The sequence below is a fragment of the Dermatobacter hominis genome, assembly GCF_020715685.1.
GTDB lineage: Bacteria > Actinomycetota > Acidimicrobiia > Acidimicrobiales > Microtrichaceae > Dermatobacter > Dermatobacter hominis.
In genome coordinates this window covers 614,055-636,933 of record NZ_CP085840.1, presented here as the reverse complement: position 1 = coordinate 636,933, position 22,879 = coordinate 614,055, and the positions used below count along the sequence as shown (strand labels likewise).

At 74.2% G+C, this 22,879-nt stretch carries 20 protein-coding genes; 10 read left to right on the top strand and 10 right to left on the bottom strand.

Translation table 11 applies throughout. The annotated features are described in order from the left end of the window. Positions 1–17 precede the first annotated feature (17 nt). The 4 genes from LH044_RS02995 to LH044_RS02980 all read right to left on the bottom strand — a co-directional run bounded on the left by LH044_RS02995 (position 18) and on the right by LH044_RS02980 (position 6,105). Entirely contained in the window at positions 18–2,066 is a 2,049-nt protein-coding gene (locus LH044_RS02995; RefSeq protein WP_227758317.1) for an ATP-dependent DNA helicase, read from the bottom strand. Further along, positions 2,063–3,031, bottom strand: a complete 969-nt coding sequence (locus LH044_RS02990; RefSeq protein ID WP_227758316.1) for a polysaccharide deacetylase family protein — start codon at positions 3,029–3,031, stop codon at positions 2,063–2,065. Before LH044_RS02990 ends, LH044_RS02995 begins: the two co-directional genes overlap by 4 nt. An 82-nt stretch (positions 3,032–3,113) precedes the next feature. Next, positions 3,114–4,661 (bottom strand): acetolactate synthase large subunit, encoded by a 1,548-nt coding sequence (locus tag LH044_RS02985; RefSeq protein ID WP_227758315.1) that lies wholly within the window; start codon positions 4,659–4,661, stop codon positions 3,114–3,116. 52 nt (positions 4,662–4,713) lie between these two features. Beyond that, entirely contained in the window at positions 4,714–6,105 is a 1,392-nt protein-coding gene (locus tag LH044_RS02980; protein ID WP_227758314.1) for an FAD-binding oxidoreductase, read from the bottom strand. 114 nt (positions 6,106–6,219) lie between these two features. On the opposite strand from LH044_RS02980, the gene LH044_RS02975 reads away from it, so the two are divergent. The 5 genes from LH044_RS02975 to LH044_RS02955 all read left to right on the top strand — a co-directional run bounded on the left by LH044_RS02975 (position 6,220) and on the right by LH044_RS02955 (position 12,485). Beyond that, positions 6,220–6,945: a hypothetical protein gene (locus LH044_RS02975; protein WP_227758313.1), complete on the top strand. Its 726-nt coding sequence runs from the start codon at positions 6,220–6,222 to the stop codon at positions 6,943–6,945. A 122-nt stretch (positions 6,946–7,067) separates the two neighbouring features. Continuing rightward, the gene (locus LH044_RS02970; RefSeq protein ID WP_227758312.1) at positions 7,068–7,415 is read left to right on the top strand and encodes a hypothetical protein; all 348 of its coding nucleotides are present in this window, start codon (positions 7,068–7,070) and stop codon (positions 7,413–7,415) included. 6 nt (positions 7,416–7,421) lie between these two features. Then, on the top strand, positions 7,422–8,714 hold the full coding sequence (locus LH044_RS02965) for an acetyl-CoA hydrolase/transferase family protein (RefSeq protein ID WP_227758311.1): 1,293 nt from the start codon (positions 7,422–7,424) through the stop codon (positions 8,712–8,714). Positions 8,715–8,830: 116 nt separating this feature from the next. Next, positions 8,831–10,066 carry a serine hydrolase domain-containing protein gene (locus LH044_RS02960; RefSeq protein ID WP_227758310.1) on the top strand — a complete coding sequence of 412 codons (1,236 nt, stop codon included), beginning with the start codon at positions 8,831–8,833 and terminating at the stop codon, positions 10,064–10,066. Between the two features lie 103 nt (positions 10,067–10,169). Then, a complete protein-coding gene (locus LH044_RS02955; RefSeq protein ID WP_227758309.1) occupies positions 10,170–12,485 on the top strand; it encodes a molybdopterin oxidoreductase family protein in 2,316 nt (771 codons plus the stop codon). A 100-nt stretch (positions 12,486–12,585) separates the two neighbouring features. Here LH044_RS02955 and LH044_RS02950 read toward each other — a convergent pair whose 3' ends face one another. The 4 genes from LH044_RS02950 to LH044_RS02935 all read right to left on the bottom strand — a co-directional run bounded on the left by LH044_RS02950 (position 12,586) and on the right by LH044_RS02935 (position 15,987). After that, positions 12,586–13,998 carry a glutamine synthetase family protein gene (locus tag LH044_RS02950; RefSeq protein WP_227758308.1) on the bottom strand — a complete coding sequence of 471 codons (1,413 nt, stop codon included), beginning with the start codon at positions 13,996–13,998 and terminating at the stop codon, positions 12,586–12,588. 105 nt (positions 13,999–14,103) lie between these two features. Continuing rightward, positions 14,104–14,889 (bottom strand): acetolactate decarboxylase, encoded by a 786-nt coding sequence (budA, locus tag LH044_RS02945; protein WP_227758307.1) that lies wholly within the window; start codon positions 14,887–14,889, stop codon positions 14,104–14,106. An 89-nt stretch (positions 14,890–14,978) separates the two neighbouring features. Continuing rightward, positions 14,979–15,146 (bottom strand): hypothetical protein, encoded by a 168-nt coding sequence (locus LH044_RS02940; RefSeq protein ID WP_227758306.1) that lies wholly within the window; start codon positions 15,144–15,146, stop codon positions 14,979–14,981. A gap of 22 nt (positions 15,147–15,168) precedes the next feature. Further along, on the bottom strand, positions 15,169–15,987 hold the full coding sequence (locus LH044_RS02935; protein ID WP_227758305.1) for an SDR family oxidoreductase: 819 nt from the start codon (positions 15,985–15,987) through the stop codon (positions 15,169–15,171). 64 nt (positions 15,988–16,051) lie between these two features. Between LH044_RS02935 and LH044_RS02930 the strand changes: the two genes are divergently transcribed. Then, complete coding sequence (locus tag LH044_RS02930) at positions 16,052–17,533, top strand: aldehyde dehydrogenase family protein (RefSeq protein WP_227758304.1); 1,482 nt, start codon at positions 16,052–16,054, stop codon at positions 17,531–17,533. A gap of 36 nt (positions 17,534–17,569) precedes the next feature. Here the strand turns inward: LH044_RS02930 and LH044_RS02925 are convergent, their stop codons facing one another. Then, entirely contained in the window at positions 17,570–18,046 is a 477-nt protein-coding gene (locus LH044_RS02925; RefSeq protein ID WP_227758303.1) for an RrF2 family transcriptional regulator, read from the bottom strand. Between the two features lie 128 nt (positions 18,047–18,174). On the opposite strand from LH044_RS02925, the gene LH044_RS02920 reads away from it, so the two are divergent. Further along, the gene (locus tag LH044_RS02920) at positions 18,175–18,489 is read left to right on the top strand and encodes an XdhC family protein (protein ID WP_227758302.1); all 315 of its coding nucleotides are present in this window, start codon (positions 18,175–18,177) and stop codon (positions 18,487–18,489) included. Continuing rightward, positions 18,486–19,292 (top strand): XdhC family protein, encoded by an 807-nt coding sequence (locus LH044_RS02915; RefSeq protein WP_227758301.1) that lies wholly within the window; start codon positions 18,486–18,488, stop codon positions 19,290–19,292. The genes LH044_RS02920 and LH044_RS02915 overlap by 4 nt, the downstream gene beginning before the upstream one ends. A gap of 15 nt (positions 19,293–19,307) precedes the next feature. Here the strand turns inward: LH044_RS02915 and LH044_RS02910 are convergent, their stop codons facing one another. Beyond that, positions 19,308–20,777, bottom strand: coding sequence for a hypothetical protein (locus LH044_RS02910; RefSeq protein ID WP_227758300.1), 1,470 nt, complete (start codon positions 20,775–20,777; stop codon positions 19,308–19,310). 507 nt (positions 20,778–21,284) lie between these two features. Between LH044_RS02910 and LH044_RS02905 the strand changes: the two genes are divergently transcribed. After that, a complete protein-coding gene (locus LH044_RS02905) occupies positions 21,285–22,190 on the top strand; it encodes an LCP family protein (protein ID WP_227758299.1) in 906 nt (301 codons plus the stop codon). Positions 22,191–22,315: 125 nt separating this feature from the next. Then, positions 22,316–22,867 carry a peptidylprolyl isomerase gene (locus tag LH044_RS02900; protein ID WP_227758298.1) on the top strand — a complete coding sequence of 184 codons (552 nt, stop codon included), beginning with the start codon at positions 22,316–22,318 and terminating at the stop codon, positions 22,865–22,867. The last annotated feature ends 12 nt before the right edge of the window (positions 22,868–22,879 follow it).

Below are 22,879 nucleotides of genomic sequence, written 5' to 3'. Positions count from 1 at the left end.
GTCGGGCCGAGAGCCGCTCAGGTGAGGTCGAGCGAGTCGATGAACGCGTCGAGGTCGGCGCGGTCGCGCGTCCGGCGCATGCGGGGGAGGCGGTCGAGGATCCGGGCGCGGTAGCGCGCCTCGGCGAGCCGGGGGTCGAGCACGGCGACGACGCCGCGGTCGGTCGCGGTGCGGATCAGGCGACCGACCCCCTGGGCGAGCTGCACCCCGGCGGCCGGCACCGACACCTCCATGAACGCCCGCTCGTCGCCCACCGCGTCGCAGCGGGCCTCGACGATCGGGTCGCTCGGCACGGGGAACGGGATCTTGTCGACGACGACCGCGGAGCACGTCGTGCCGGGCGAGGAGATCCCGGTCCAGAAGCTGGCGGTGGCGAAGAGCGAGGCGTGCTCGTCGTCGAGGAACCGCTGCTGCAGGACGCGGTTCGGCGCGTCGCCCTGGGCCAGCACCACCATGTCGCCCAGGCGCTCCCGCACGGCCTCGACCGAGCGCCGCAGCATCCGGTGCGACGTGAACAGCGCCAGCGTGCGGCCGCCGCAGCGCTCGAGCACGTGGACGAGCTCGTCGGCCACGGCGTCGGGCCACTCCTGGGAGCTCGGCCGGGGCAGGCGGGGGACGTAGAGGAGGCCGTTGCGGCGGAAGTCGAACGGCGAGTCGACGGCCAGGTACTTCGCGTCGAGCCCCAGCCGCCAGGCGGTCCCGGGGTCGAGCGTGGCCGAGCACAGCACGACGGTCGGCCCCGGCGCGCCCTCCTCCTCGTCGCCGTCGTCGTCGGGGTCCCGGCGCTCCCAGGCCATCGCCCGCAGCGTGGGGCCGATGTCGATCCTCGTCAGCTGGAGCGAGTGCCGGCCGGTGCGACCCTCGGCGATCCAGCGCACCTGGCCCGGGTGCAGGTCGCCCCGGAGCGCGTGGAGCGAGTCGGCGACGGCGTCGGCGGTGCGGATCGCCCGCTCGAACCGGTGCGCGGCCGTGCTGGCGGGGGCGTGGCCCGCCGCCTTCGAGACCTCGCGGAGGCTGCTGGTGGCGCGGTCCACGGCCAGGTCGGCCTGGGTGAGCGCCTCGGCGACCTCGTCGGGGAGCTCGCCGGTCAGTCGCCCCGACCCGCGGTCGGCGGTGGCCGCGCGGTAGGCGGCGTCGAGGGCGTCGTCGAGCGCGTCGGCCGAGGCGCCGAGGACCATGCCGACCGTGGGCGCGTCGGCGACGCAGCGGTCGTGGACGCCGGCCAGGTTCCGCAGTCGCCAGCCGGTCATCGACACGCCCAGCGCGCCGACCATGGCGTCCTCGAACTCGTGGGCCTCGTCGATCACGAGCTGGTCGTGCTCGGGCAGCAGCTGGCCGCCGGCCTGCACGTGGGCGGCGTAGAGGTGGGCGTTCACCACCACGATGTCGGCCCGACCGGCGCGCTCGCGGGCCTGCTCGGAGAAGCACTCCTCGGCGTGCGAGCAGCGGGAGGCACCGACGCACTCGCCGGGTCCGACCGACAGCGCCGACCACGCGGCGTCCGAGGGCGGGTCCGACAGCTCGGCCAGCTCGCCGGTGGCCGTCTCCTCGGCCCAGTCGAGCAGCGACTCGATCTCCTTCCGCAGCGCCGGGTCGCCGTCGGCCACGGGACCTCCGGACGGCTCCAGCCCCTCGCCGAGGTCGAGCGAGTGCTGCTCGCCGCCGGGGCCGAGGAGCTGGACGCGGGTCTCGGCGACGGCGGCCTGGCAGAGGTAGTTGGCGCGCCCCTTGAGGACGGCGTGGCGCACCGGCACGTCGAGCACCTCGGCGAGGAACGGCAGGTCGGCCCCGCCGAGCTGGTCCTGCAGGGCCTTCGACGACGTGACGACGACCGTGCGGTGCCCGGCCGCGGCACGGGCGACGGCGGGCAGCAGGTAGGCCACCGACTTCCCGACGCCGGTGGGGCCCTGGACCGAGAGGTGCGTGCCCGACTCGAACGCGGCCATCACGGCGTCGGCCATCTCGCGCTGCTGGGGCCGGTCCTCGCCGGCGGGCAGGGAGGCGACGACGCGGTCGAGCAGCTCGGACGGGGTGGGACGGGCGGCCAACGCGCTCGGGCCGCTCACCCCGGCGGCGGCGGGATCGTCGTGGCGGGGGCCGGGGGAGCGGGGACCGTCGTCTCGGGCGGCGGGGACGGCGGCGCCGGCGGGGCGGACTCGAGGTAGTCGACGAGCCGGGCGGGCCGCAGCCCGGCCGCCTGGATCTGGGCGAGCACGAACTCGAGCTTCAGGCCGAGGTCGGGCTTGAAGTGCATGAGGATCACGTCGCCGGCCCGCAGCGGGCCCTCGGCGGTCACGATGGCCCCGCCGTCGGCGGTCGCCGACCAGTGCACGACGGTCCTGACCCCGCACGAGGCCGCCTCCTGCAGCGTCACCGGGTCGTAGTTGCCGTACGGCGGGCGGAACAGCGTGGGCGCCGCCCCGAACCGGCCCTGGAACTCGGGCACCAGGTCGCAGATCCGGGCGTGCTGGGTCGCCGGGTCCTTCCCGCGCAGGTTCGAGTGGTCCATCGTGTGCGAGCCGATCACCGCGCCCGCGTCCTGCAGCTGCTCGAAGTAGTCGCCGTGGGCCTTCATGTAGACCTGGTTGAGGAACAGCGTGACCGGCACCTGCTTGTTGCGGATCACGTCGAGCGCCAGCGGATCGGCGTACGCGCCGTCGTCGATCGTGATGAACACCACGGGGTCGGTCGTCGGCACGCGGTGGATGACCGGGATCGGCCCCGGACCGCCGATGAGCGGGCCCACGGTCACGCCGGGCACCGAGGTCGGCGTCGGCGGCAGCGTGGTCGTCGTCGACGTGGTCGTGGTGGGAGCGGTCGTCGTGGTCGACGTCCGGGGGGTCGTGTCGGGCGTCGCCTGCTCGCCCTCGTCGGAGCGCCGCAGCATCACGAAGGCGGTGGCGCCGGACGCCACCAGGAGCACGGCGACCACCAGGGCCACGCGCCGCAGCCGGCGTCCGGCCCGGGCCCTCCGCTCGTCCGCCAGGCCGGCGCGCGAGACGCGGGGCTCCTGGAGGTCCGTGGGGGGCACCTCGCCAGGATAGGGGTCGGCGCGACCCGACCGGCGGCGTCCGGGACGTGGCGCGCGTCGCTCTGCGGCGACGGCCCGGCCGTCAGAGGGTGCTCGGCACGACCGCCTCGACGAGCGCCGGGCCGGGTATGGCGATGGCCGCCTCGAGCTGCTCGGTGAACTCCTCGGCGGTCGTCGCCCGGGTGCCCGGCACGCCCATCGACGTGGCCAGGGAGACGAAGTCGAGACCGGGGATGTCGAGCATCGACAGCGCCCGGGGACCGGGATCGCCGGCGCCGACGCGGGACAGCTCCATGTTGAGCACCGCGTACGAACCGTTGTTCAGGATGACGGTCGTGACGTCGAGGCCCTCCCGGGCCTGCGTCCACAGCGCCTGGGCGGTGTACATGGCCGAGCCGTCGGCCTCGAGGCAGATGACCTTGCGGTCGGGGGCGGCGACCGCCGCCCCGGTGGCCGCAGGCAGGCCGTAGCCGATCGCGCCGCCGGTCAGGGTCAGCCAGTCGTGCGGCGGGGCGCCGGCGGTGGCGCCCTGCGCGAACAGGCCGGTGGTGTTGCCCTCGTCGGCGACGATCGCCCCCTCGGGGAGGAGCGCCCCCAGGGCGGCGGCCATCGTCTCGGCGTTCAACGGACCGGTCGGGCGGTCGGGGCGCGACGCCTCGATAACCGGCGGGTCGTCGGGCGCGTCGAGCGCCGCGGCGAGCGCGGCCAGCGCGGCGGGGGCGTCCTCGTCGGGCGCCGACAGCACGTGCACCTGGCAGCCCTCGGGCACCAGGTCCGACGCCTTGTCGGGGTAGGCGAAGAACGACACGGGGTGCGCGGCGTCGACCAGCACCAGGTGACGGAGCCCCTCCATCTGCATCTGGGCGAACTCGGCCAGGTAGGCGAGCCGGTCGACCGCAGGGGTGCCGGCCCCGCGCTCGGCGCGGGTCGGGAACGTCTCGCTGAGCACCTTCGCCCCGGTCGCCACCCCGACGCGCGCCGCGTCGCGGAGCGGGCCCCGTCGCATCGCGGAGCCGCCCACGAGCAGGGCCGCGGGCTCACCGCTGCGGAGCACCGCGGCGAGGTCCTCGATGCGCTCCGACGGGACCGTCGACGGCCCGGAGATCGCCGACGGCCCCACCGGGCCCGGTGAGTCGAGCCAGCACGTGTCCGCCGGGACGATCAGCGTGGCGACCTGCCCCGGGGCGCCGTAGGAGGCGGCGACGGCGTCGGCGGTGTCGCGGGCCAGCGACTCGGGCGACTCGACGCTGCGGACCCAGGTCGACACGCCCTTCGCGATCGAGGCGATGTCGGACTGCAGCGGCGCGTCGTACTTGGCGTGGTAGGTGGCGTGGTCGCCGACGACGTTGACGATCGGCACCTCGGCCCGCCGGGCGTTGTGCAGGTTGGCCAGCCCGTTGCCGAGGCCCGGCCCGAGGTGGAGGAGCACCGCAGCGGGCTTGTCGGCCATCCGGGCGTAGCCGTCGGCGGCGCCGGTCGCGACCCCCTCGAAGAGCGCGAGCACCCCGCGCATCTCGGGCACGGCGTCGAGCGCGTGCACGAAGTGCATCTCCGACGTGCCGGGGTTCATGAAGCAGACGTCCACACCGGAGTCCACGAGGGTCCGGATCATGGCCTGTGCGCCGTTCATCTGTGGGTGCCTTTCGCGTCCGTCGCGGGCCCGGGGGCCGCGGAGTGGAGGGTCAGCCCAGCAGGGTGCCGGGGTTGAGGATGCCGTCGGGGTCGAAGGCGGCCTTGATGCGGCGCATCAGCGCCACCTTGGCCGGGTCCTCGAGCTCCAGGAAGTACGCCTGCTTCGCCTCGCCGATGCCGTGCTCGCCGGAGATGGCGCCGCCGAGGCCGACGCCCGCGGCGAACAGTGCGCTCAGCAGGCGCGACCGCCGCTGGTCGTCGGCGCAGAAGATGCCGAGGTGGACGTTGCCGTCGCCGGCGTGGCCGCAGCCCGCGATCCAGGCCTCGTGCTCGGCCGCCAGCGCCGCCACCTTCTCCATGAACTCGGGGATCTGCGCCCGGGGCACGACGATGTCGACGATGTCGTCGGCGCCGTTGGCCTTCGCCATCCAGAAGGCCTTCTCCCGGGCGTCGATGAGCTGGCCCGCCGCCGCGGGCGGGAGCACGTAGGCGTCGATCGCACCGAGCTCGTGGAGCTGGCTCGCGACCGAGTGGATGTCGTCGTCGAGGCGGGTCGGATCGGTGTTCTCCAGCATCACGACCAGGTAGGCGAGCGCGGTGTCCTTGATCTCCTGGGGGATGCCGAGCTCCAGACCGGTGAAGCTGGCCACCGCCGACATGGTGAGGATGTCGATGTACTCGAGGATCAGCGGCCCGACGCCCGAGTCGATGATGCGCGGCACCGCGGCGGTCACCTCGTCGAGGGTCGTGAACGGGGCCAGGACGGTCGCCTGGTGCTCCGGCCTGGGGTACAGGCGCAGCGTCGCCTCGGTCACGAGCGCCAGCGTGCCCTCGCTGCCGATCACCAGCTGCGTGAGGTCGTAGCCGGTCGTGGCCTTCACGAACTTGCCGCCGGTGCGGACGATCGACCCGTCGGCGAGCACGAGCTCGAGGCCGAGCACCTGGTGCCGGGTCACGCCGTACTTCACCGCCCGCATGCCGCCGGCGTTGGTGGCGATGTTGCCGCCCAGGCTGGCCGAGTACTCGCCGGGGTACACGGGGTAGACGAGCCCGGCGGCCGCGGTGACCTCGTCGAGCTCGTTCAGGCGGAGCCCGGGCTGGACCACCGCGACGTGGTTGTCGGTGTCGAGCTCGAGGACCGCGGCCATGCGCTCGAAGCTGACGACGATCGCGCCGTCGGCGGGCGTGGCGGCGCCCGACAGCCCGGTCCCGCTGCCGCGGGCGGTGATCGGCACGCCCCGTCCGGCGGCGAGGCGGACCACCGCAGCGACCTCCTCGGTGGTCTCCGGCAGGACGACCGCGGCCGGACGGCGGGGGGCGACGGTCAAGCACTCGTCGTGCTCGTAGTCCTCGCCCGCGTCATCGGGCCCGAGCACCCGGTCGGGCCCGACGACGGCCGCCAGCGCGTCCAGCAGGTCCCGGTCGTTCTCGCCGCCGCCCATGTGTGCCCCCTTGCGTCCCGTGGGTGCGATCCCGGCACCGGTTCTAGCAGCAGGCGCCGCGCCGCCCCCGGCCCGCGGGGAGCCCGCCCCCGGTCGATCGGGTAGACCGGACACGTGCCGACCAACCCCCTCGCAGACGTCCCGGCCGTCGACCGGGAGGCGTTCGACCGGACCCGGCGGGGCCTCCACGCCCTCGCCGAGCAGGTGCTCGCCGCCGACGAGTACCGCTACACGGGCCGGATCGGCCTCCGCCCGACCCCGGGTGGCATCGGGACCCCCTGGGCCATCGTCGAGGGCGCCAAGCGCTGCGCCCGGGTCGAGCGCACCGAGATCGTCCTCATCGTCGGCGAGGAGCGCACGGCGGAACCCGTCTCCACCGTGCGGGCTGCGGCGGCGGTGCTCGGGATCGAGCCCGGGGCCCCGCCGGTGTACACCCCGGCGACCCCGATCGAGCCCGACCGGGTGCTCGAACTCGACGAGGCCTGCGTGGCGACGATCGCCGACTGGTACGAGTTCGGGGCCGTCGCGCTCGACCGGTTCGTGGCCGTGCACGGCGAGCTGTCGACCGAGCCGATCCTGTGGCCGGAGCACTTCGACCTGGCCGTGACCGTGCCCGACGAGGTGCGGGGCGAGATCGTGGTCGGCGTGTCGCCGGGCGACGACGCCGACCCGGACCCGTACGCGTACGTCGGCTGGCAGGGCTTCGCCGTCGACGCCGACGGCCGGCCCGTCGACGACTGGTGGAACCGCCCGTGGGGGCGATGGGTGCCCGCGTCGGCGTTCGAGACCGTCGACGACCTGGTCGACCTGTTCGACGAGGGGTTCCAGCGGATCCGGTGACACCGACCCCGTCGAGCGGCGCGGTCGGCGCGGACCGCTGGAGCGGCGGGACGGCCCGGTAGCGTGGGCCCCGGACGTGGCCCCGATCCGCGGGGCGGCGACGACCAGCCCCCGGAGGCGTCGTGAGCGACGAGACCACCAGCCCAGAGGACATCGAGGCCGAGGAGCGGGCGGAGATCGAGGAGATCCGGGCCCGGATCGCCGACCTGCCCAACGCCCTCGCCGTCGCCGCCAAGCTCAACGGCAACGTCGTCCAGGACGCCGCCGCGCTCGACCTCCGGACGCTGCACCTCGTCCGGGTCGCAGCCATGGCCGCCGTCGGGATGCCGAAGCTCGGCTGGGAGGTCAACCTCGAGCTCATGGACGACGAGGTGAGCGCGGACGAGCTCGACGCGGTCCTGGTCGCGATCGCCCCCATCATCGGCACCGCCCGCTACCTCGAGGCCGTGGCCACCCTCGTGGCCGACTGATCTCCGATGGGGGCGCCGCTCGGAGGGGAGGCGGTGCCGCCCGAGGCCGTCGTCGAGCTCATCGCCGACGACAGCGACCTCATCGTCCCGCTGGCGGTGGGCGAGCCCCGGTCGGTGCTCGATGCCGTCGAGGCGGCGGCCGCCGCCGGCGAGGTCGACGGCGTCCGGGTCCACCAGATGCACGCGCTGGTCGACCGGGGCTACCTCGACGGGCGCTACGGCGACCGGCTCCGGCACGTCTCGTACTTCCTCTCGGCCGTCACCCGGCGCCACTTCCTCGAGGGCGGGATCGACCTCGTGCCGGCGCACTTCAGCGAGGTGCCGCACCTCCTGCGCCACTCGGTGCGCCGCCCGCTGATCCTGGCGGCCTCGTCCCTGCCGGACCGCCACGGGTACTTCAGCCTCGGCACGAACGCCGACTACGTCGGGCGCTTCCTCGGCACCTGGCCGGTGTTCCTCGAGGCCAACGAGCACATGCCCCGCACGTTCGGCCACAACACGGTGCACGTCTCGCAGGTCGCGGGCTGGTGCCGGGCCGACCGGCCGCTGATCGAGGTGGAGCCGGCCGAGCCCGACGCCGTCGACCAGGCCATCGCCGGGCTCGTCGCGGAGCGGATCCCGGACCGCGCCACGATCCAGGCGGGCATCGGCTCGATCCCCAACGCCGTGCTCGCGTCGCTCAGCGGCCACAAGGACCTCGGGGTGCACACCGAGCTGTTCTCCGACGGCTTCGTCGACCTCGTCGAGTCCGGCGTGGTCAACGGCGTCCACAAGGGCCGGCACTCCAACCGCAGCGTGACCACGTTCGCGCTCGGGACTCGCCGCCTCTACGACTTCCTCGACGGCAACCCGGTCGTCGAGCTGCTGGCCGTCGACTGGGTCAACGACCCCCGGGTGATCGCGCAGGAGCCCCGGATGGTGTCGATCAACGCGACGACGGAGGTCGACGTGCTGGGCCAGGCCGCCTCCGAGACGATCGCCGGGCGCTACTGGTCGGGGTCGGGAGGGCAGGCCGACTTCGCCCGCGGCGCCATGTACAGCGCCGAGGGCTCGGCGTTCCTCGTCACCCGCTCGACGACCCGGGACGGCCGGAGCCGCATCGTGAGCTGCCTGACCCCCGGCTCGGTCGTGACGACGCTCAAGAACACCGTCGACAAGGTGGTCACCGAGTGGGGCGTGGCCGAGCTGCGCGGCGCGTCGCTCGCCCAGCGGGCGGAGCGGCTGGTCGCGATCGCCCACCCCGACCACCGCGAGCGGCTGGCCGACGAGGCCCGCCAGCTCGGCTACCTGCGGAGCTAGGGTCGCCACGGGGCGGACCGGACGGCGGCGTCCGGTCCCGTCGGACAGGCCGGCGCTCGGCAGACCCGAGCCCGGATCAGCACCGCACTGGGACCAGGACGGAACGGGGGAACGGGATGGCGGACCTGAAGGTGGAGGTCGACCCGGTCGAGGTCGGCCTCGACGCCGATCGGCTGCGTCGGATCGACGCGCACTTCCAGCGCTACGTCGACGACGGTCGGCTGCCCGGGTGGCTCGCCGTCGTGTCGCGGCACGGTCGCGTGGCGCACATCGCCAGCGCCGGCCACCGCGACGTCGAGGCCGGCGCCCCGGTCACGACCGACACGCTCTTCCGCATCTACTCGATGACGAAGCCGATCACGTCGGTCGCCGCGATGATCCTCCACGAGGAGGGGGCGTTCGAGCTCAAGGACCGCGTGAAGTGGTACCTGCCGGCCTTCGCCGACACGAAGGTGTACCGGGGCGGCTCGTCGGGCTCGCCGCAGCTCGAGCCGCAGGTCGCCTCGATGCGCATCTGGCACCTGTTCACCCACACGGCGGGGCTGAGCTACGGCTTCCACCACCAGCACCCCGTCGACTCGATCTACCGGAAGCACGGGTTCGAGTGGGACTCGCCGAGGGGTCTCGACACGGCCGGCGTGATCGACCAGGTCGCCACGCTGCCGCTCGTGTTCCAGCCCGGGACGTCGTTCAACTACTCGATGGCCACCGACGTGCTCGGGCGCCTCGTCGAGGTGTGGTCGGGCATGCCCTTCGACGAGTTCCTCCGGACGCGGATCTTCCAGCCGCTCGGCATGGACGAGACGTCGTTCTGGGTCGAGGGCGACGACGTCGAGCGCCTGGCCGCGCTCTACATCCCGTTCGGCGACGGCGGCAGGGCCGTCCGCTGGGACCAGGCCGGCAAGGCCGCGACCCGGCCGCAGACGTTCCTCTCCGGCGGCGGCGGGCTCGTGTCGAGCGCCGGCGACTACCACCGCTTCATGGAGATGCTGCGCCGCAAGGGCGAGCTCGACGGGGCGCGCATCCTGTCGCCGCGGACGGTGGACTACATGACCCGGAACCACCTCCCGGGCGGCGTCGACCTCGAGGCGTTCGGCCAGTCGACGTGGGCCGAGACGACGTTCGACGGCGTCGGCTTCGGCCTCGGCTTCAGCGTCGTGCTCGACCCGGTCGCGTACCGGACGCCCGGCTCGGCCGGGGAGTTCGGCTGGGGCGGCGCGGCGTCGACGGCGTTCATGGTCGACCCGGTCGAGGACATGACGGTCGCCTTCTACACGCAGCTGCTGCCGTCGAGCACGTATCCGATCCGCACGCAGCTCAAGCAGCTGGTGAGCCAGGCCATCATCGACTGACCAGGACGCCGCTCCTGCCCGTTCTGTTCCCGGATCCTGGGTCGAACACCCCAGGATCCGGGAACAGAGCGGTCCGGGGGGACACGACGACATCGGGGGGCACATGTCGGAGGACACCACGTCGAGCCAGGGCGCGCCGGAGGACGGCGCGTCGAGGACCGTGCACCTGCGCACGTGCCCGCTGTGCGAGGCCATGTGCGGGCTCGAGGTCCACGTCGGCACCGACGCCGGCACGGGCGAGCAGCGCGTGGAGCTGATCCGGGCCGATCGCGACGACGTCTGGAGCAAGGGGTACCTCTGCCCGAAGGGCACGACCCTCGGGCACCTCCACCACGACCCGGACCGCCTGCGGGCGCCCGTCGTCCGGGAGGGCGACGAGTGGCGCGAGGTCACGTGGGACGAGGCGTTCCGCCGCTGCAGCGAGCTGCTGGCGCCGGTGATCGCCGAGCACGGCATCGGCGCGGTGACCGCGTACGTCGGCAACCCGCTGGCCCATGCGCTGAGCCTGAGCCGCTACATCGGGATCCTCATCGGGATGTCGGGCATCCCGATGATCTACTCGCCCGGCACCGTCGACCAGTGGCCCAAGAACGTCAGCTCCCACCTGATGTACGGCGGCATGTGGCGCATCCCGGTGCCCGACATCCGCCGCACCGACCTGATCGTGATGATGGGCGCGAACCCGCACGCGTCCCAGGGGTCGCTGATGGCATGCCCCGACGTGATGGGCGAGCTGGCGGCGATCCGGGACCGAGGCGGTCGCGTGGTCGTGGTCGACCCCCGCCGCACCGGCACCGCCGAGCGGGCCGACGAGTGGCTGCCGATCGTGCCCGGGACGGACGCGGCGCTGCTCATGGCGGTCGTGCAGGTGCTCTTCGCCGAGGACCTGGTCGCCCCGGGTGCCGCCGGCGAGTGGATCGACGGCCTCGACGACGTGCGGGCCCTCGCCGCCGACTGGACGCCCGAGCGCGTCACCGCCGTCACCGGCGTGCCCGCCGAGCGGATCCGGCAGCTGGCGCGGGAGCTCGCCGGCACCGAGCGGGCGGTCCTCTACGGCCGGATCGGCACCTGCAACCAGGAGTTCGGCACGCTCGCGAGCTGGCTCGTCGACGTGGTCAACATCCTCACCGGGCACCTCGACACCGTGGGTGGCGCCATGTTCCCGAGGGCGTCGGCCTGGCCGGTGACCGACCTCCCGATGCCCGAGCTCGAGCACGGCGTCCCCAACTTCGGCCGCTGGCGCAGCCGGGTGCGCGGCGCTCCCGAGGTGCTGGGCCACGTGCCGGTGTCGTGCCTGGCCGAGGAGATCTCGACCCCCGGCGAGGGCCAGATCCGGGCGCTGTTCACCGTGGCGGGCAACCCCGTCCTGTCGGCGCCCGAGGGCGACCACCTCGACGCCGCGCTCGGCGGTCTCGACTGCATGATCAGCGTCGACAACTGGATCAACGAGACCACCCGCCACGCCCACGTGATCCTGCCGGGCCTGTCGCCGCTCGAGCAGGCGCACCACGACGACCTCATCTGGAACTTCGCCGTCGGCAGCGGGGCCAAGTTCTCCGAGGCGATCTTCCCGCCCGCCGACGGCCGGCCCGAGGAGTGGGAGATCCTGATCCGCCTCGCCGGGGCCTGCCTGGGCCAGCCCGCCGAGGAGGTGGACGTCACCGCGATCGACGACGGCTTCTTCGACGTCATGGCATCGGTGCACGGGCTCGACGGGGCCGAGATCCGCGCCGGCTACGAGCGCGACGGGCTCCCGAACGCAGGCCCCGAGCGGCTGGTCGACCTGACGTTGCGGACCGGGCCGTTCGGCGACCGCTACGGCGAGGTGCCCGACGGGATCACGCTCGAGAAGGTCCGCGCCGAGCCCCACGGGATCGACCTCGGTCCGATGGTCCCGCAGCTCCCCGAGGTGCTGCGGACCGAGCCCCGGCGGATCGTGCTGGCCCCGCCGTACATCACCGACGATCTCCCGAGGCTGGCGGCGCGGCTCGAGCGGCCCGAGGGCGGGCTCGTGCTGGTGAGCCGCCGGGACCTGCGGTCGAACAACTCGTGGATGCACAACGTCGAGGTGCTGGTGAAGGGCCGGCCGCGCTGCACGCTGCACGTGCACCCCGACGACGCCGCCCGACTGGGCCTGCTCGACGGTGAGCCCGCGCAGGTCAGCTCGGAGACGGGCTCGATCGAGGTGCCGGTCGAGGTGACCGACGCGGTGATGCCCGGCGTCGTGTCGCTGCCCCACGGGTGGGGCCACGACCGGCCCGGGACGCGCAACGCGGTCGCCCGGGCCCACGCCGGCGTCAACAGCAACGTGCTGTCGCCGGGCACGTTCGTCGACGTCCCCTCCGGCAACGCCGCCGTCAACGGCATCCCGGTCGAGGTCGTGGCCGCCCGGGTCCCCGAACCCGTGGCCGGCGACTGACCCCGGCCCGCCCCCGGCCCGCTCTGTTCCACCATTTCGACGTCGGAGCGTCGAAATGGTGGAACAGAGCTGGCGGGGTGGTTCAGATGGGCGGGGTGGGTCAGATGCGCTCGAAGTTGCGGCGCAGCTCCCACTCGGTGACGACGTCGTTGCTGGCGCGCCACTCCTCCTTGGCCGTGTGCAGGAGGTGGAAGTGCACGTCGTCGCCGAGCGCCTCGTTCGCGAACTCGGACCGCTCGAAGTCGTCGATCGCCTGGACGATGTTCCACGGGATGCGCTCGACGTCGGTCGCCGTGTAGCCGTTGCCGACGAACGGGTCGCCGCAGTCGAGGCCTCGGTCGATGCCGTCGAGGCCGGCGGCGACGATCGCCGCGAACGCGATGTACGGGTTGCAGTCGGCGCCGGGGATCCGCGACTCGACGCGCATCCCGGCGCCGTGGCCGACGAGCCGCAGCCCGCACGTGCGGTTGTCGGGGGACCACACGACCGCGGTCGGCGCCCACGAGCCCGGCTGGTAGCGCTTGTAGGAGTTCACGAACGGGGCGAAGCACAGCGACAGCTCGCGGGAGTGCGCGAGCAGGCCGCCCAGCCAGGCCCGGAACTGCGGCGACATGTCGTACGGGTCGTCCGACCCGGTCCCGGCGGGGCAGAGCGGCTCGCCGTCGAGGCTCCAGATCGAGGAGTGGATGTGGCAGCTCGAGCCCGGCTCGTCGATCTTCGGCTTGGCCATGAACGTGATCGCCTTGCCCTGGAGGTGGGCGATCTCCTTGGCGCCGTTCTTGTAGATGGTGTGGTTGTCCGCCATCGTCAGCGCGTCGGCATAGCGGAGGTTCAGCTCGTGCTGGCCCGGCGCGGCCTCGCCCTTGGAGAACTCGACGGGCAGGCCGGCGGCGAGCATGCCGTTGCGCAGCGCCCGCAGCAGCGGTTCGTCCTTGGTCGTCTGCAGGACGTGGTAGTCGAGGTTGTACCAGGAGCTCGTCCGGTCGTGGAGGTCCCGGTAGTCGTTGCGGGCCAGCTCGTCGTAGCCGGCGTCGTAGGCGAAGAACTCGAGCTCCGAGCCGACCATGACCTGCAGCCCCCGCTCGGCGGCCCGGTCGAGCTGATGGCGGAGGACCTGGCGGGGCGACACGGCGACGGGGGAGTCGTCCGCGTTGTCGAGCACGTCGGCCAGCACGAGCGCGGTGCCCTCGAGCCAGGGCGTGACCCGCAGCGTGGCGAGGTCGGGGCGGCCTCGGAAGTCGCCGTAGCCGGCCTCCCAGTTGGCGAAGCGATACCCCTCGACCACGTTCATGTCGACGTCGACGGTGAGCAGGTAGTCGCACGCCTCGATCCCCTCGCCGGTCGCGGGGTCGCCGCCCTCGCCGAGGATGTGGTCGATGAAGAACCGACCCGTGACCCGCTTGCCCATGAGCCGGCCCTGGAGGTCGGTGAACGCCACCACGACCGTGTCGATGGTCCCGTCGTCGACGAGGCGGGAGAGGGCGGGGACGTCGATCAGGCCGGTCTCGGGCATCCCGTGATCGTACGGCCCGAACGACGTTCGCGAGTCACGTCACCGGCGTGGCGGCGGACCCGCCGGCGTGGAGCGGCCGCTCCGCCACCCCGGCGCCGCCGTCGATCACCCGCCCTCGACCGAGCGGATCGCGGCGCGGTCGGCCGCGCCGGGCACGCCCAGGCCGACGTGTTCGGGGAGCTCGACGTGCAGCTCGTCGACGCCGTCGAGGGCGATCGTGCCCCGGACGAGGCGGGCGTCGAGGACGTGGCCGCCCACCTGGCGGTCCTCGGAGAGGAGGTGGAGGTGGTAGCCGGGGACCTCGACGCCCGCGGTGGCGTCGGGGAAGCGGAACCCGACCAGGGTCCCGTCGACCTCGGGCACCGCCCACTCCGTCTGGTGCGCCGTCACCTCGGCGAGCGGCGGGTACGGCGGGGACGGGGCGTGGACGCTCCGCAGGCGGACCCCGGCGAAGCGGCCGTCGACGCGGACGGCCACGACGTCGCTGCCGGCGGGCGCGAGCGCGTCGATGCGTTCGCGCAGCGCCGCGAGGTCGAGGTCGTCGGCCGGGACCGAGACCGCCGGTGCGAACCGGCACACGACCGCGAAGGGCGTGGCGGTCGACGCCGGGACCGGCGCGACGGCGCCGTCGCCGTCGACGACGAACGCCCGTCCGTCGAGCACCACGAGCTCGCCGCCGAGGCCCTGCGTGGTGCCGATGCCGAGATCGCCGTGCCGGAGCAGCTCCCCGATGGTGGCGTCGCCGTCGTAGCGGCCGGCCATCAGCGCGTCGAGCGTCCCGGCCTGGAAGGCCACGTGCTCCGCGACCGGGTCGTGGCGCAGCCCGGACCTCGTCAGCGCCCGCAGGTGGAGCGCGCCGAGCAGGCGGTCGTCGAGGATGTCCCGGGTCATCGCTCCACGCTACGGGCCGGCCGGCCCGCCCCGGCGCGGCGCACCTCCGGCCGACTCAGCGTCCGGCGCGGCTCGGTGTCCGGCGCGGCTCAGCGCCCCGCCAGCAGGCGGGCGAGCTCGGTGTCGGTCACGGGCTCCCCGTCCAGCCGGCCCTCGGTGAAGCGCCGCCAGCCGCGCCACTCGTCGAAGTGCTCCTCCCACTCGAGCAGGCGTTCGTCGGGCAGCGTCCGGGACCGGCGGGTGATCCGGATCGGCACGGTGGACCTCCGGGTCGAGGGGCTACTCCGGCGTGGTGTAGGCGGCGGTGATGCCGCCGTCGACCAGCAGCGACTGGCCGGTCATGAAGCTCGACTCGTCCGACGCGAGGAAGAGCGCCCCGTTGGCGATCTCCTGCGGCTCGCCGAAGCGGCCCATCGGGATGTGGACGAGGCGGCGCTGGCGCTTGGCGTCGTCGTCGAGGTACTTCGCCAGGAGCGGTGTGAGCACCGGCCCGGGGCACAGCGCATTGGCGCGGAGGCCCTGTCGGGCGTGGATGACGGCGATCTCCCGGGTCATGGCCAGCACCGCCCCCTTCGACGCGGTGTAGGCGATCTGCGGGGTGGCGGCGCCGAGGTGGGCGACGAAGCTGGCGACGTTGATGATCGACGCGCCGCCGGTGCGCCCGGCCGCCCGGTCGGCCTCGACCGTCTCGAGCATGGCCGGGATGCCGTGCTTGCAGCCCAGCGCGACGCCGGTGACGTTGACCTGCAGCGTGCGGTCCCACACCGAGACGTCGGTGTTCACCACGCCGTCGTCGTCGGCCAGCGACACGCCGGCGTTGTTGTAGAGCACGTGCAGCCCGCCGAACTCGCTCGTGGCGAATTCGACCGCGGCGCGGACCGAGTCCTCGTCGGTCACGTCGGTCGACACGAAGGCGGCCCGTCCGCCCCCGGCGGCGATGGCCTCGACCGCCTCGGTGCCGTCGGTGACGTCGGCGATCACCACGTCGGCGCCCTCGGCGGCGAACAGCTCCGCGGCCACGCGCCCCAGTCCCGCCGCCGAGCCCGTGATGAGCGCGACCTTGCCGTCGAGTCGTCCTGCACCGCTGTTCGCTGCCATGGCGCCGCACGATAGCCACGCCCGGATGGGGGTCCCGCACCCGCGCTTCCTACACTCGCCGTCCATGACCTCCCCCCAGGCCCCAGCGGGTGCGGCGGCCGACCGCGGCCTCGTCCCCAGCCACATGGACCTCCTGATCGGCGGCGAGCGAACCCCGGCCGCCGACGGCGCGACCTTCACCGTCACCGACCCGTCGACCGGCGTGGAGCTGGCGTCGATCGCCAAGGCCGGTCCGCCCGACCTGGAGCGGGCGATCACCACGGCGCGGGCTGCGTTCGACTCGGGCGTGTGGGCCGACGTCGACGCCACCGCCCGCGGCAAGGTCCTGCTGCGGGCCGCCGCGCTCATCCGCGAGCGGCTCGACGCGTTCGCGTGGGCCGAGGTGGCGAACGCCGGCCACACGATCGAGGACGCGCGGTGGGAGGCGGGGGCCATGGCCGACGTCTTCGAGTACTACGCCGGCGCCGCCGACAAGCACCTCGGTGCGGTCGTCCCGACGCCCGACGCCGGCCTCGGCCTGGTGCTGAAGGTCCCCGTCGGGGTGTGCGGCCTGATCGTGCCGTGGAACTTCCCGATGCTGATCGCCACGTGGAAGCTGGCGCCGGCGCTGGCGTGCGGCAACGCCGTGATCCTCAAGCCGGCCTCGCTGACGCCGGTCACCGCGCTGATGCTCGGCGAGCTGCTGGTCGAGGCGGGCGTGCCGGCCGGGTGCGTCACGGTGCTGCCCGGTCCCGGCGCCAGCGTCGGCGACGCGCTCGTGGCCGACCCCCGGGTCGACAAGATCTCGTTCACGGGCGACTCGTCGACCGGCTCGCACCTGCTGCGCACGCTGTCGCCGAACATCACCCGCATCTCGCTGGAGCTCGGCGGCAAGTCGGCGGCGATCGTCTTCGCCGACGCCGACCTCGAGACCGCGATCGACGCCATCCCGTACTCGGTGTTCGCCAACGCCGGCCAGGACTGCTGCGCCCGCAGCCGGGTCCTCGTCGAGCGGTCCGTGTACGACGACGTCGTCGCCCGAGTCGTGGAGCGGACCGCTCGCATGGTGGTCGGCGACCCGGCCGACGAGGCGACCGAGGTCGGTCCGATGATCTCCGAGGGCCAGCGGTCGACCAGCCTCGAGTACCTCGACATCGGCCGGTCCGAGGGCGCCGAGGTGCTGTGCGGCGGCGAGTCGAGCGGCCCGGGCTTCTACCTGACCCCCGCCGTCGTGGCGGGCGTCGACAACTCGATGCGCATCGCCCGCGAGGAGATCTTCGGCCCGGTCGTGACGGTCATCCCGTTCGACGACGAGGACGACGCCGTCGCGATCGCGAACGACAGCGAGTACGGCCTGTCGGGCACGCTCTGGACCCGCGACGTCGGCCGGGCCGTCCGCGTCGGCAAGGCGGTCCGCACCGGCGTGATGAGCGTCAACACCAACCGCAGCGTGCGCTACCAGCTGCCCTTCGGGGGCTTCAAGCGCAGCGGCGTCGGTCGCGAGCTCGGTCTGGCGGCGCTGGAGCACTACACCGAGTCGAAGACGCTCTTCCTCTCGGCCGACTGAGCCCGTCGGCCTCCGGCACGGGCCGGGCGCGGGCGCTCAGAAGTTGGAGCGGCGGGTCCAGGCCGACTCGTCGGTGAGCAGCTCGGCGACGTGGGGCGGGAGGTCGTCGGCCACCAGGTGGGCGAGCGTGGTCGCCTCGAGCACCTGGCGGATGCTCGCCCGGGTCGCGATCCACACCCGTTCGAGCGGCTGCGCCGGACCTTCGTACGACAGCTCCTCCGGCGCCTCGCCGCGCACGTCGGCCAGCGGGCCCTCGACGGCGCGGACGATGTCGGCGATCGACACCTCGTCGGCGGGACGGGCCAACCAGTAGCCGCCGTCGGCGCCGCGGCGGCTGCCGACGATGCCGGACCGTCGGAGCTCGGCCAGGATGTTCTCGAGGTACTTCGTCGGGATGCCCTGGGCCTCGCCGATCGTCTCGCCGGTCGTTGCGCCCGCCGAGCGGCCCGGGGACCGCTGTGCCAGCTCGGCGGCGGCCCGCACGGCGTAGTCGACCTTGGCCGAGATGCGCATCCGGGCAGTCTGGCATCCCGCGTCGCCGCGGCGGCGCGGGCCGAGCGAGGGGCCGGACCTGTGAACAGCGCGTGAAGAGGGTCCCGCACGGGGTGGCGGGGCGGGAGCGGCGGCGTACCGTCGGGGTCGTGCAGGACGTGCTCGAGCAGGCCACGGCGTGGCGTCGGCAGGGTCGTCGGGTGGCGATCGCGCGCGTCGTCGAGGTCGCCGGATCGGGCCCGCGCGAGCCCGGGGCCGCGATGGTCGTGACCGACCGCGGCGAGGTGGCCGGGTCGGTGTCGGGCGGCTGCGTCGAGTCCGCCGTGGTGACCGAGGCGCTCGACGTCCTCGACCGCGAGGAGCGGCGCCTGATCACGTTCGGCTACAGCGACGCCGAGGGCATGGCGGTCGGGCTCACGTGCGGCGGCACGATCCACCTGTTCCTCGAGCCGCTGGACTGGTGACCGCGCCGGGGGCCGAGGGCGGGGCCCCGCTGTCGGACCTGCTGCGCTCGGCGCTGCGGACCGGTCGCCCGGTCGCGCTGGCCACGGTCGTCGAAGGGCCGGGGAGCGGATCGAAGCTCCTCGTCGGACTCGACGGCACGGCGGTCGGCACGCTGGGGCACCCCGACCTCGACCGGGTGGTGACCAGGGACGCGCTCGGCGAGCTCGCTCAGGGCCGCACGACGGTCCGCCACTACGGGCCGCAGGGCCAGGCGGTCGAGACGACCGTGGGCGTCTTCGTCGAGTCCTTCACGTCGCCGCCACGGCTCGTCGTGTTCGGGGCCGTGGACTTCACCGGGGCGCTCGTCCGGGTCGGCAAGGTGCTCGGGTTCCACGTGACCGTGTGCGACGCCCGCGAGGTGTTCGCCACCCCGGCCCGCTTCCCCGAGGCGGACGAGGTGGTGGTCGACTGGCCCGACCGGCACCTCCGCGACGTGGGCGCGCTCCTCGGTCCGGCGGACGCGATCTGCGTCCTGACCCACGACGCCAAGTTCGACGTGCCGGCCCTCGTCGAGGCGCTCGGGACCGACGCCGGCTACATCGGCGCGCTCGGCTCGCGCCGCACCCACGCCGACCGCGTCGAGCGCCTGCGGGAGGCCGGCGTCGGCGACGAGGCGCTCGGGCGGATCATGGCGCCGATCGGTCTCGACATCGGCGCCCGCACCCCCGAGGAGACCGCGATCTCGATCTGCGCCGAGATCATCGCCCGTCGGACGGGCCGGTCGGCCGGCAGCCTCCGCGACGGCGACGGGCCGATCCACTGAGCGGGGGCGTCGCGCTCAGGTCGCCCGGGCGTGGTCCTGTGCGAACACGAGCACGGCGGTAGTCGTCGCGTCGGTCCACCCGTGACCGCCGGTCGGCACCGTCACCCACCGCACCGTGGCGCCGTCCTCTGACGAGGCCTCCTCGACGGCGGTCCCGTCGGGGCCGGTGGACCGCTGTGGCTGCCCGGCCCCGATCGCCCGGGCCCAGTCCTCGGTGACCTCGCCGGCGGGCATCGGCGGCAGGGGCGAGGCGGCCTGCGACGGAGGGGTCGCCCGGGGGCCGTAGCCGCCCGTGGGCGGGAGCGCCTGGTCGTCGGCCGCCCACAGGAGCTGGAGCGACACGGCGGGGGAGAGCCCGCAGTCCTGCGGCATGGAGGCGCCGCCGACCGCGGCGGCGACCGCGACCTGCGCGGGGATGGCACAGGCGACGGCGGTGGCGGTCTGCCCGCCGGAGCCGAGCCCCGCCACGGTCACCCGGTTCGCGTCGACGCAGCTCGTCCGGACCACGGACTCCAGCACCGCCTGCACACCCGGGACCGCGGCGGTGGTGCCCGGCGCCGGCGGCGCCACGGTGGCGACCAGGTACCCGGCGTCGAGCGCCTCGCGCTCGAGCCCCGAGGTCGTGGCGAAGGCGTCCGCGGTCTGCCCGGTGTCGGCGATCGCCACCAGCAGCGCCCGCGGCACCGGGGCGGTGGCGCTCGGCGTCGTGGTCGACGACGCCGGTCCGTCGTCTCCGCCCTCCCCGGGGAGCGGGGCGGACGCCGCCGGCACCGCGAGGCGGTACGGGACGTCGTCCCCGCCGGACCGCGCCGCCGACGCGTAGGTCCCCGGGCTCTGGGCCGGACCGTCGCAGCCCGGCGACGGCGACGACGCCACGTCGGGACCGATGCTGGCCGCCTCGCGCTCGGGCTCGGGGCCGAGGGTCGGGCGGGGGCCGACGCAGCGGCTGACCACCAGGACCAGCGCGAGCACGACGAGGACGGTCGCGATCGTCGACACGCTCGCCGTGCGGCGTCGGGGCGCCCGGCGCTCCTCGGTCGGGCCGACGAGCTCCGGGTCGCCGAGGTCGCGGTACGACACGCCGGGGGGCGGAGCCAGCGCGCCGGCCAGGCGAGCGACCTCGTCGACGGGGCGCCCCATGAAGCCGGCGACCTGCTCGATCGAGTAGCCGGCGAGGTGGTGGAGCGCGGCGGCCACGCGCTCCTCGTCCGACGCCGAGGCCAGCCGCCGGCGCATGGCGGTCCGGAGGCCGTCGTGCGCGGGGTCCGACGACGGCTGGGCGCCGGTGGCGGCGACGCCGACGGCCTGCGCGACGGTGGCGGCGGCGATGTGGGCCAGCCAGTTCGGGCCGTCGAGGGCACCCCGGGCCTGGACCCGCTGGATCGCGATGCCGACGGCGGCCTGGGACGCCGGGCGGTCGCCGAGCAGCCGGTACGCGATCGCGTACGCGTTGGCGTTGACGGCGGTCGGGTCGGGCGGGGGCATGCGGGCGCACACGCTAGAGGCCGCCGGCAGCTGAGAACCGCCCGGGGTGGGTTCGCCGGTGGCGGAGGGACCGCGGCCAGACTTGTGCCCGTGGCCGGACCGGATGACGACCAGCGCGGCGCGCCCGATGGCGGCGTCCCCCGCAGCCCGCGCCGCGCCGCGGGACCGGGTCGGCAGTACTTCGTGCCCGCGCCGGGTGGCACCCCGGACCCGCCGTCGAGCAGCCCGCCAGCGTCCCGACCGCCGTCGGCGTGGCAGCCCCGACCGGAGCCGCCCCGGGAGCCCGCGCCCCAGGCGCCGGCCCGGGAGCCGCAGCCGGTCCGACCGGCGCCGGGGACGGACCGGCCGCCGACGTCGCCCCGACCCCTGCCGGAACGGCCGCGCACCGCACCGATCGACCCCGGGCGGCGGGAACGGCCGCAGCAGCCGCCGCCCGCGAAGCCCCGGCCGCCGAAGCCGCCGAAGCCGCCCAAGGGCCCGCGCGGCCGTCGGCGCTGGGTCCGGTGGGTGGCCATCGGCATCCCCGTGCTGCTCCTCCTCGGCGTCGGGCTCCTGGTGGGCCGGGCGTACCGCGCCTACCGGGGCATCGAGCGCGTCGACCTGTCCGACGTGCTCGACCCGGTCTCGGGCGACACCGTGAACTACCTGCTCGTCGGCTCCGACTCCCGTGAGGGCCTCGACCCCGACGTCCCGGTCGGCGGCGAGAGCACGGTTACCGGCAAGCGCAGCGACACGATCATCCTCCTGCGGGTCGGGCCCGACGGCAGCCAGATGATGTCGATCCCCCGCGACCTCTGGGTCACGGTCGCCTCGAGTGGCAAGCAGGGTCGCATCAACGGCGCGTACAACGGCGGGCCGGCCAACCTGGTCCAGACCGTCAAGGACAACCTGAAGGTCCCGGTGAACCACTACATGGAGGTCGGCTTCGAGAGCTTCGTCGGCGTGGTCGACGCGCTCGGCGGGATCGAGATCGAGTTCCCCAACCCCGCCTTCGACACCCACTCCGGGCTGTACGTCGACCAGTCGGGTCCGGTCACCCTCGACGGGCGCCAGGCGCTCGCGTACGCACGGTCCCGCCACTACACGGAGAAGATCGACGGCGAGGAGGTCACCGACCCCACGGCCGACCTCGGCCGCCAGGGCCGCCAGCAGCAGTTCCTCCGCACCGCCCTCGGCGAGGTCGGCGCGACCCGCAACCCGTTCGAGCTCGTCGGGGTCACCGAGGCGCTGTCGGACGGGCTCGTGCTCGACGACTCGATCGGCCTCTTCGACCTGATCGGGCTGGCACGGAAGCTCAGCGGCGCCGAACCGACCACGGTGATCCTGCCCACGAAGGGCGCCCGCAAGGGCGGCGCCGCCGTGCTGGTGCTCGACCAGCCGGCCGCCGACGCCGCGCTCGCCGGGTTCCGTTGACGCGGCCGCTGAGGGGGTCCGCCGCCGGGGGAGCGGGCCTCGACCCGTGTCCGGGCGGTCGGCGGCCCCGGCACTAGGGTGCGCCGGTCCCGGTTCCGACCTTCGCCGACCCGAGGAGTGCCCCGATGACCGACTGCCCCGCTGCCGACGGATCCTCCCCCCGCCAGACCAGCTTCGACGGGGAGATGCCGATGTGCATCGACCCCGAGAAGAGCTACACGGCCGAGATCGTGACCAACCACGGGACGATGACCGCGTACCTGTACCCGCAGCGGGCGCCGAAGACGGTCAACAACTTCGTGTCGCTGGCCCGGTACCACTACTACGACGGCCTGATCTTCCACCGGATCATCCGCGAGTTCATGATCCAGGGCGGCTGCCCCGAGGGCTCCGGTCGCGGTGGTCCCGGCTACCGCTTCGCCGACGAGCTCCCCGAGCCCGGCAAGTACGAGATCGGCTCCCTGGCGATGGCCAACGCCGGACCCAACACCAACGGCAGCCAGTTCTTCATCGTGTCCGGTGCCCACGGCGTGACGCTGCCGCCCAACTACTCGCTGTTCGGCAAGCTCATCGACGGCTTCGACGTGCTGTCGACGCTCGAGAAGGTGCCCACGGGCCCCGGCGACCGCCCGAAGGACGACGTCGTCATCGAGAGCGTGACGATCACCGAGAGCTGATCGTCGGTCCGG

Bases quoted from the DNA above. Each gene is read 5' to 3' on its own strand.
- LH044_RS02960 (WP_227758310.1), top strand. From the start codon at position 8,831: ATGGCGGACCTGAAGGTGGAGGTCGACCCGGTCGAGGTCGGCCTCGAC.
- LH044_RS02965 (WP_227758311.1), top strand. From the start codon at position 7,422: ATGGGGGCGCCGCTCGGAGGGGAGGCGGTGCCGCCCGAGGCCGTCGTC.
- LH044_RS02935 (WP_227758305.1), bottom strand. From the start codon at position 15,987: ATGGCAGCGAACAGCGGTGCAGGACGACTCGACGGCAAGGTCGCGCTC.
- LH044_RS02910 (WP_227758300.1), bottom strand. From the start codon at position 20,777: ATGCCCCCGCCCGACCCGACCGCCGTCAACGCCAACGCGTACGCGATC.
- LH044_RS02980 (WP_227758314.1), bottom strand. From the start codon at position 6,105: ATGGGCGGCGGCGAGAACGACCGGGACCTGCTGGACGCGCTGGCGGCC.
- budA (WP_227758307.1), bottom strand. From the start codon at position 14,889: ATGACCCGGGACATCCTCGACGACCGCCTGCTCGGCGCGCTCCACCTG.
- LH044_RS02925 (WP_227758303.1), bottom strand. From the start codon at position 18,046: ATGCGCATCTCGGCCAAGGTCGACTACGCCGTGCGGGCCGCCGCCGAG.
- LH044_RS02955 (WP_227758309.1), top strand. From the start codon at position 10,170: ATGTCGGAGGACACCACGTCGAGCCAGGGCGCGCCGGAGGACGGCGCG.
- LH044_RS02985 (WP_227758315.1), bottom strand. From the start codon at position 4,661: ATGAACGGCGCACAGGCCATGATCCGGACCCTCGTGGACTCCGGTGTG.
- LH044_RS02950 (WP_227758308.1), bottom strand. From the start codon at position 13,998: ATGCCCGAGACCGGCCTGATCGACGTCCCCGCCCTCTCCCGCCTCGTC.
- LH044_RS02930 (WP_227758304.1), top strand. From the start codon at position 16,052: ATGACCTCCCCCCAGGCCCCAGCGGGTGCGGCGGCCGACCGCGGCCTC.
- LH044_RS02900 (WP_227758298.1), top strand. From the start codon at position 22,316: ATGACCGACTGCCCCGCTGCCGACGGATCCTCCCCCCGCCAGACCAGC.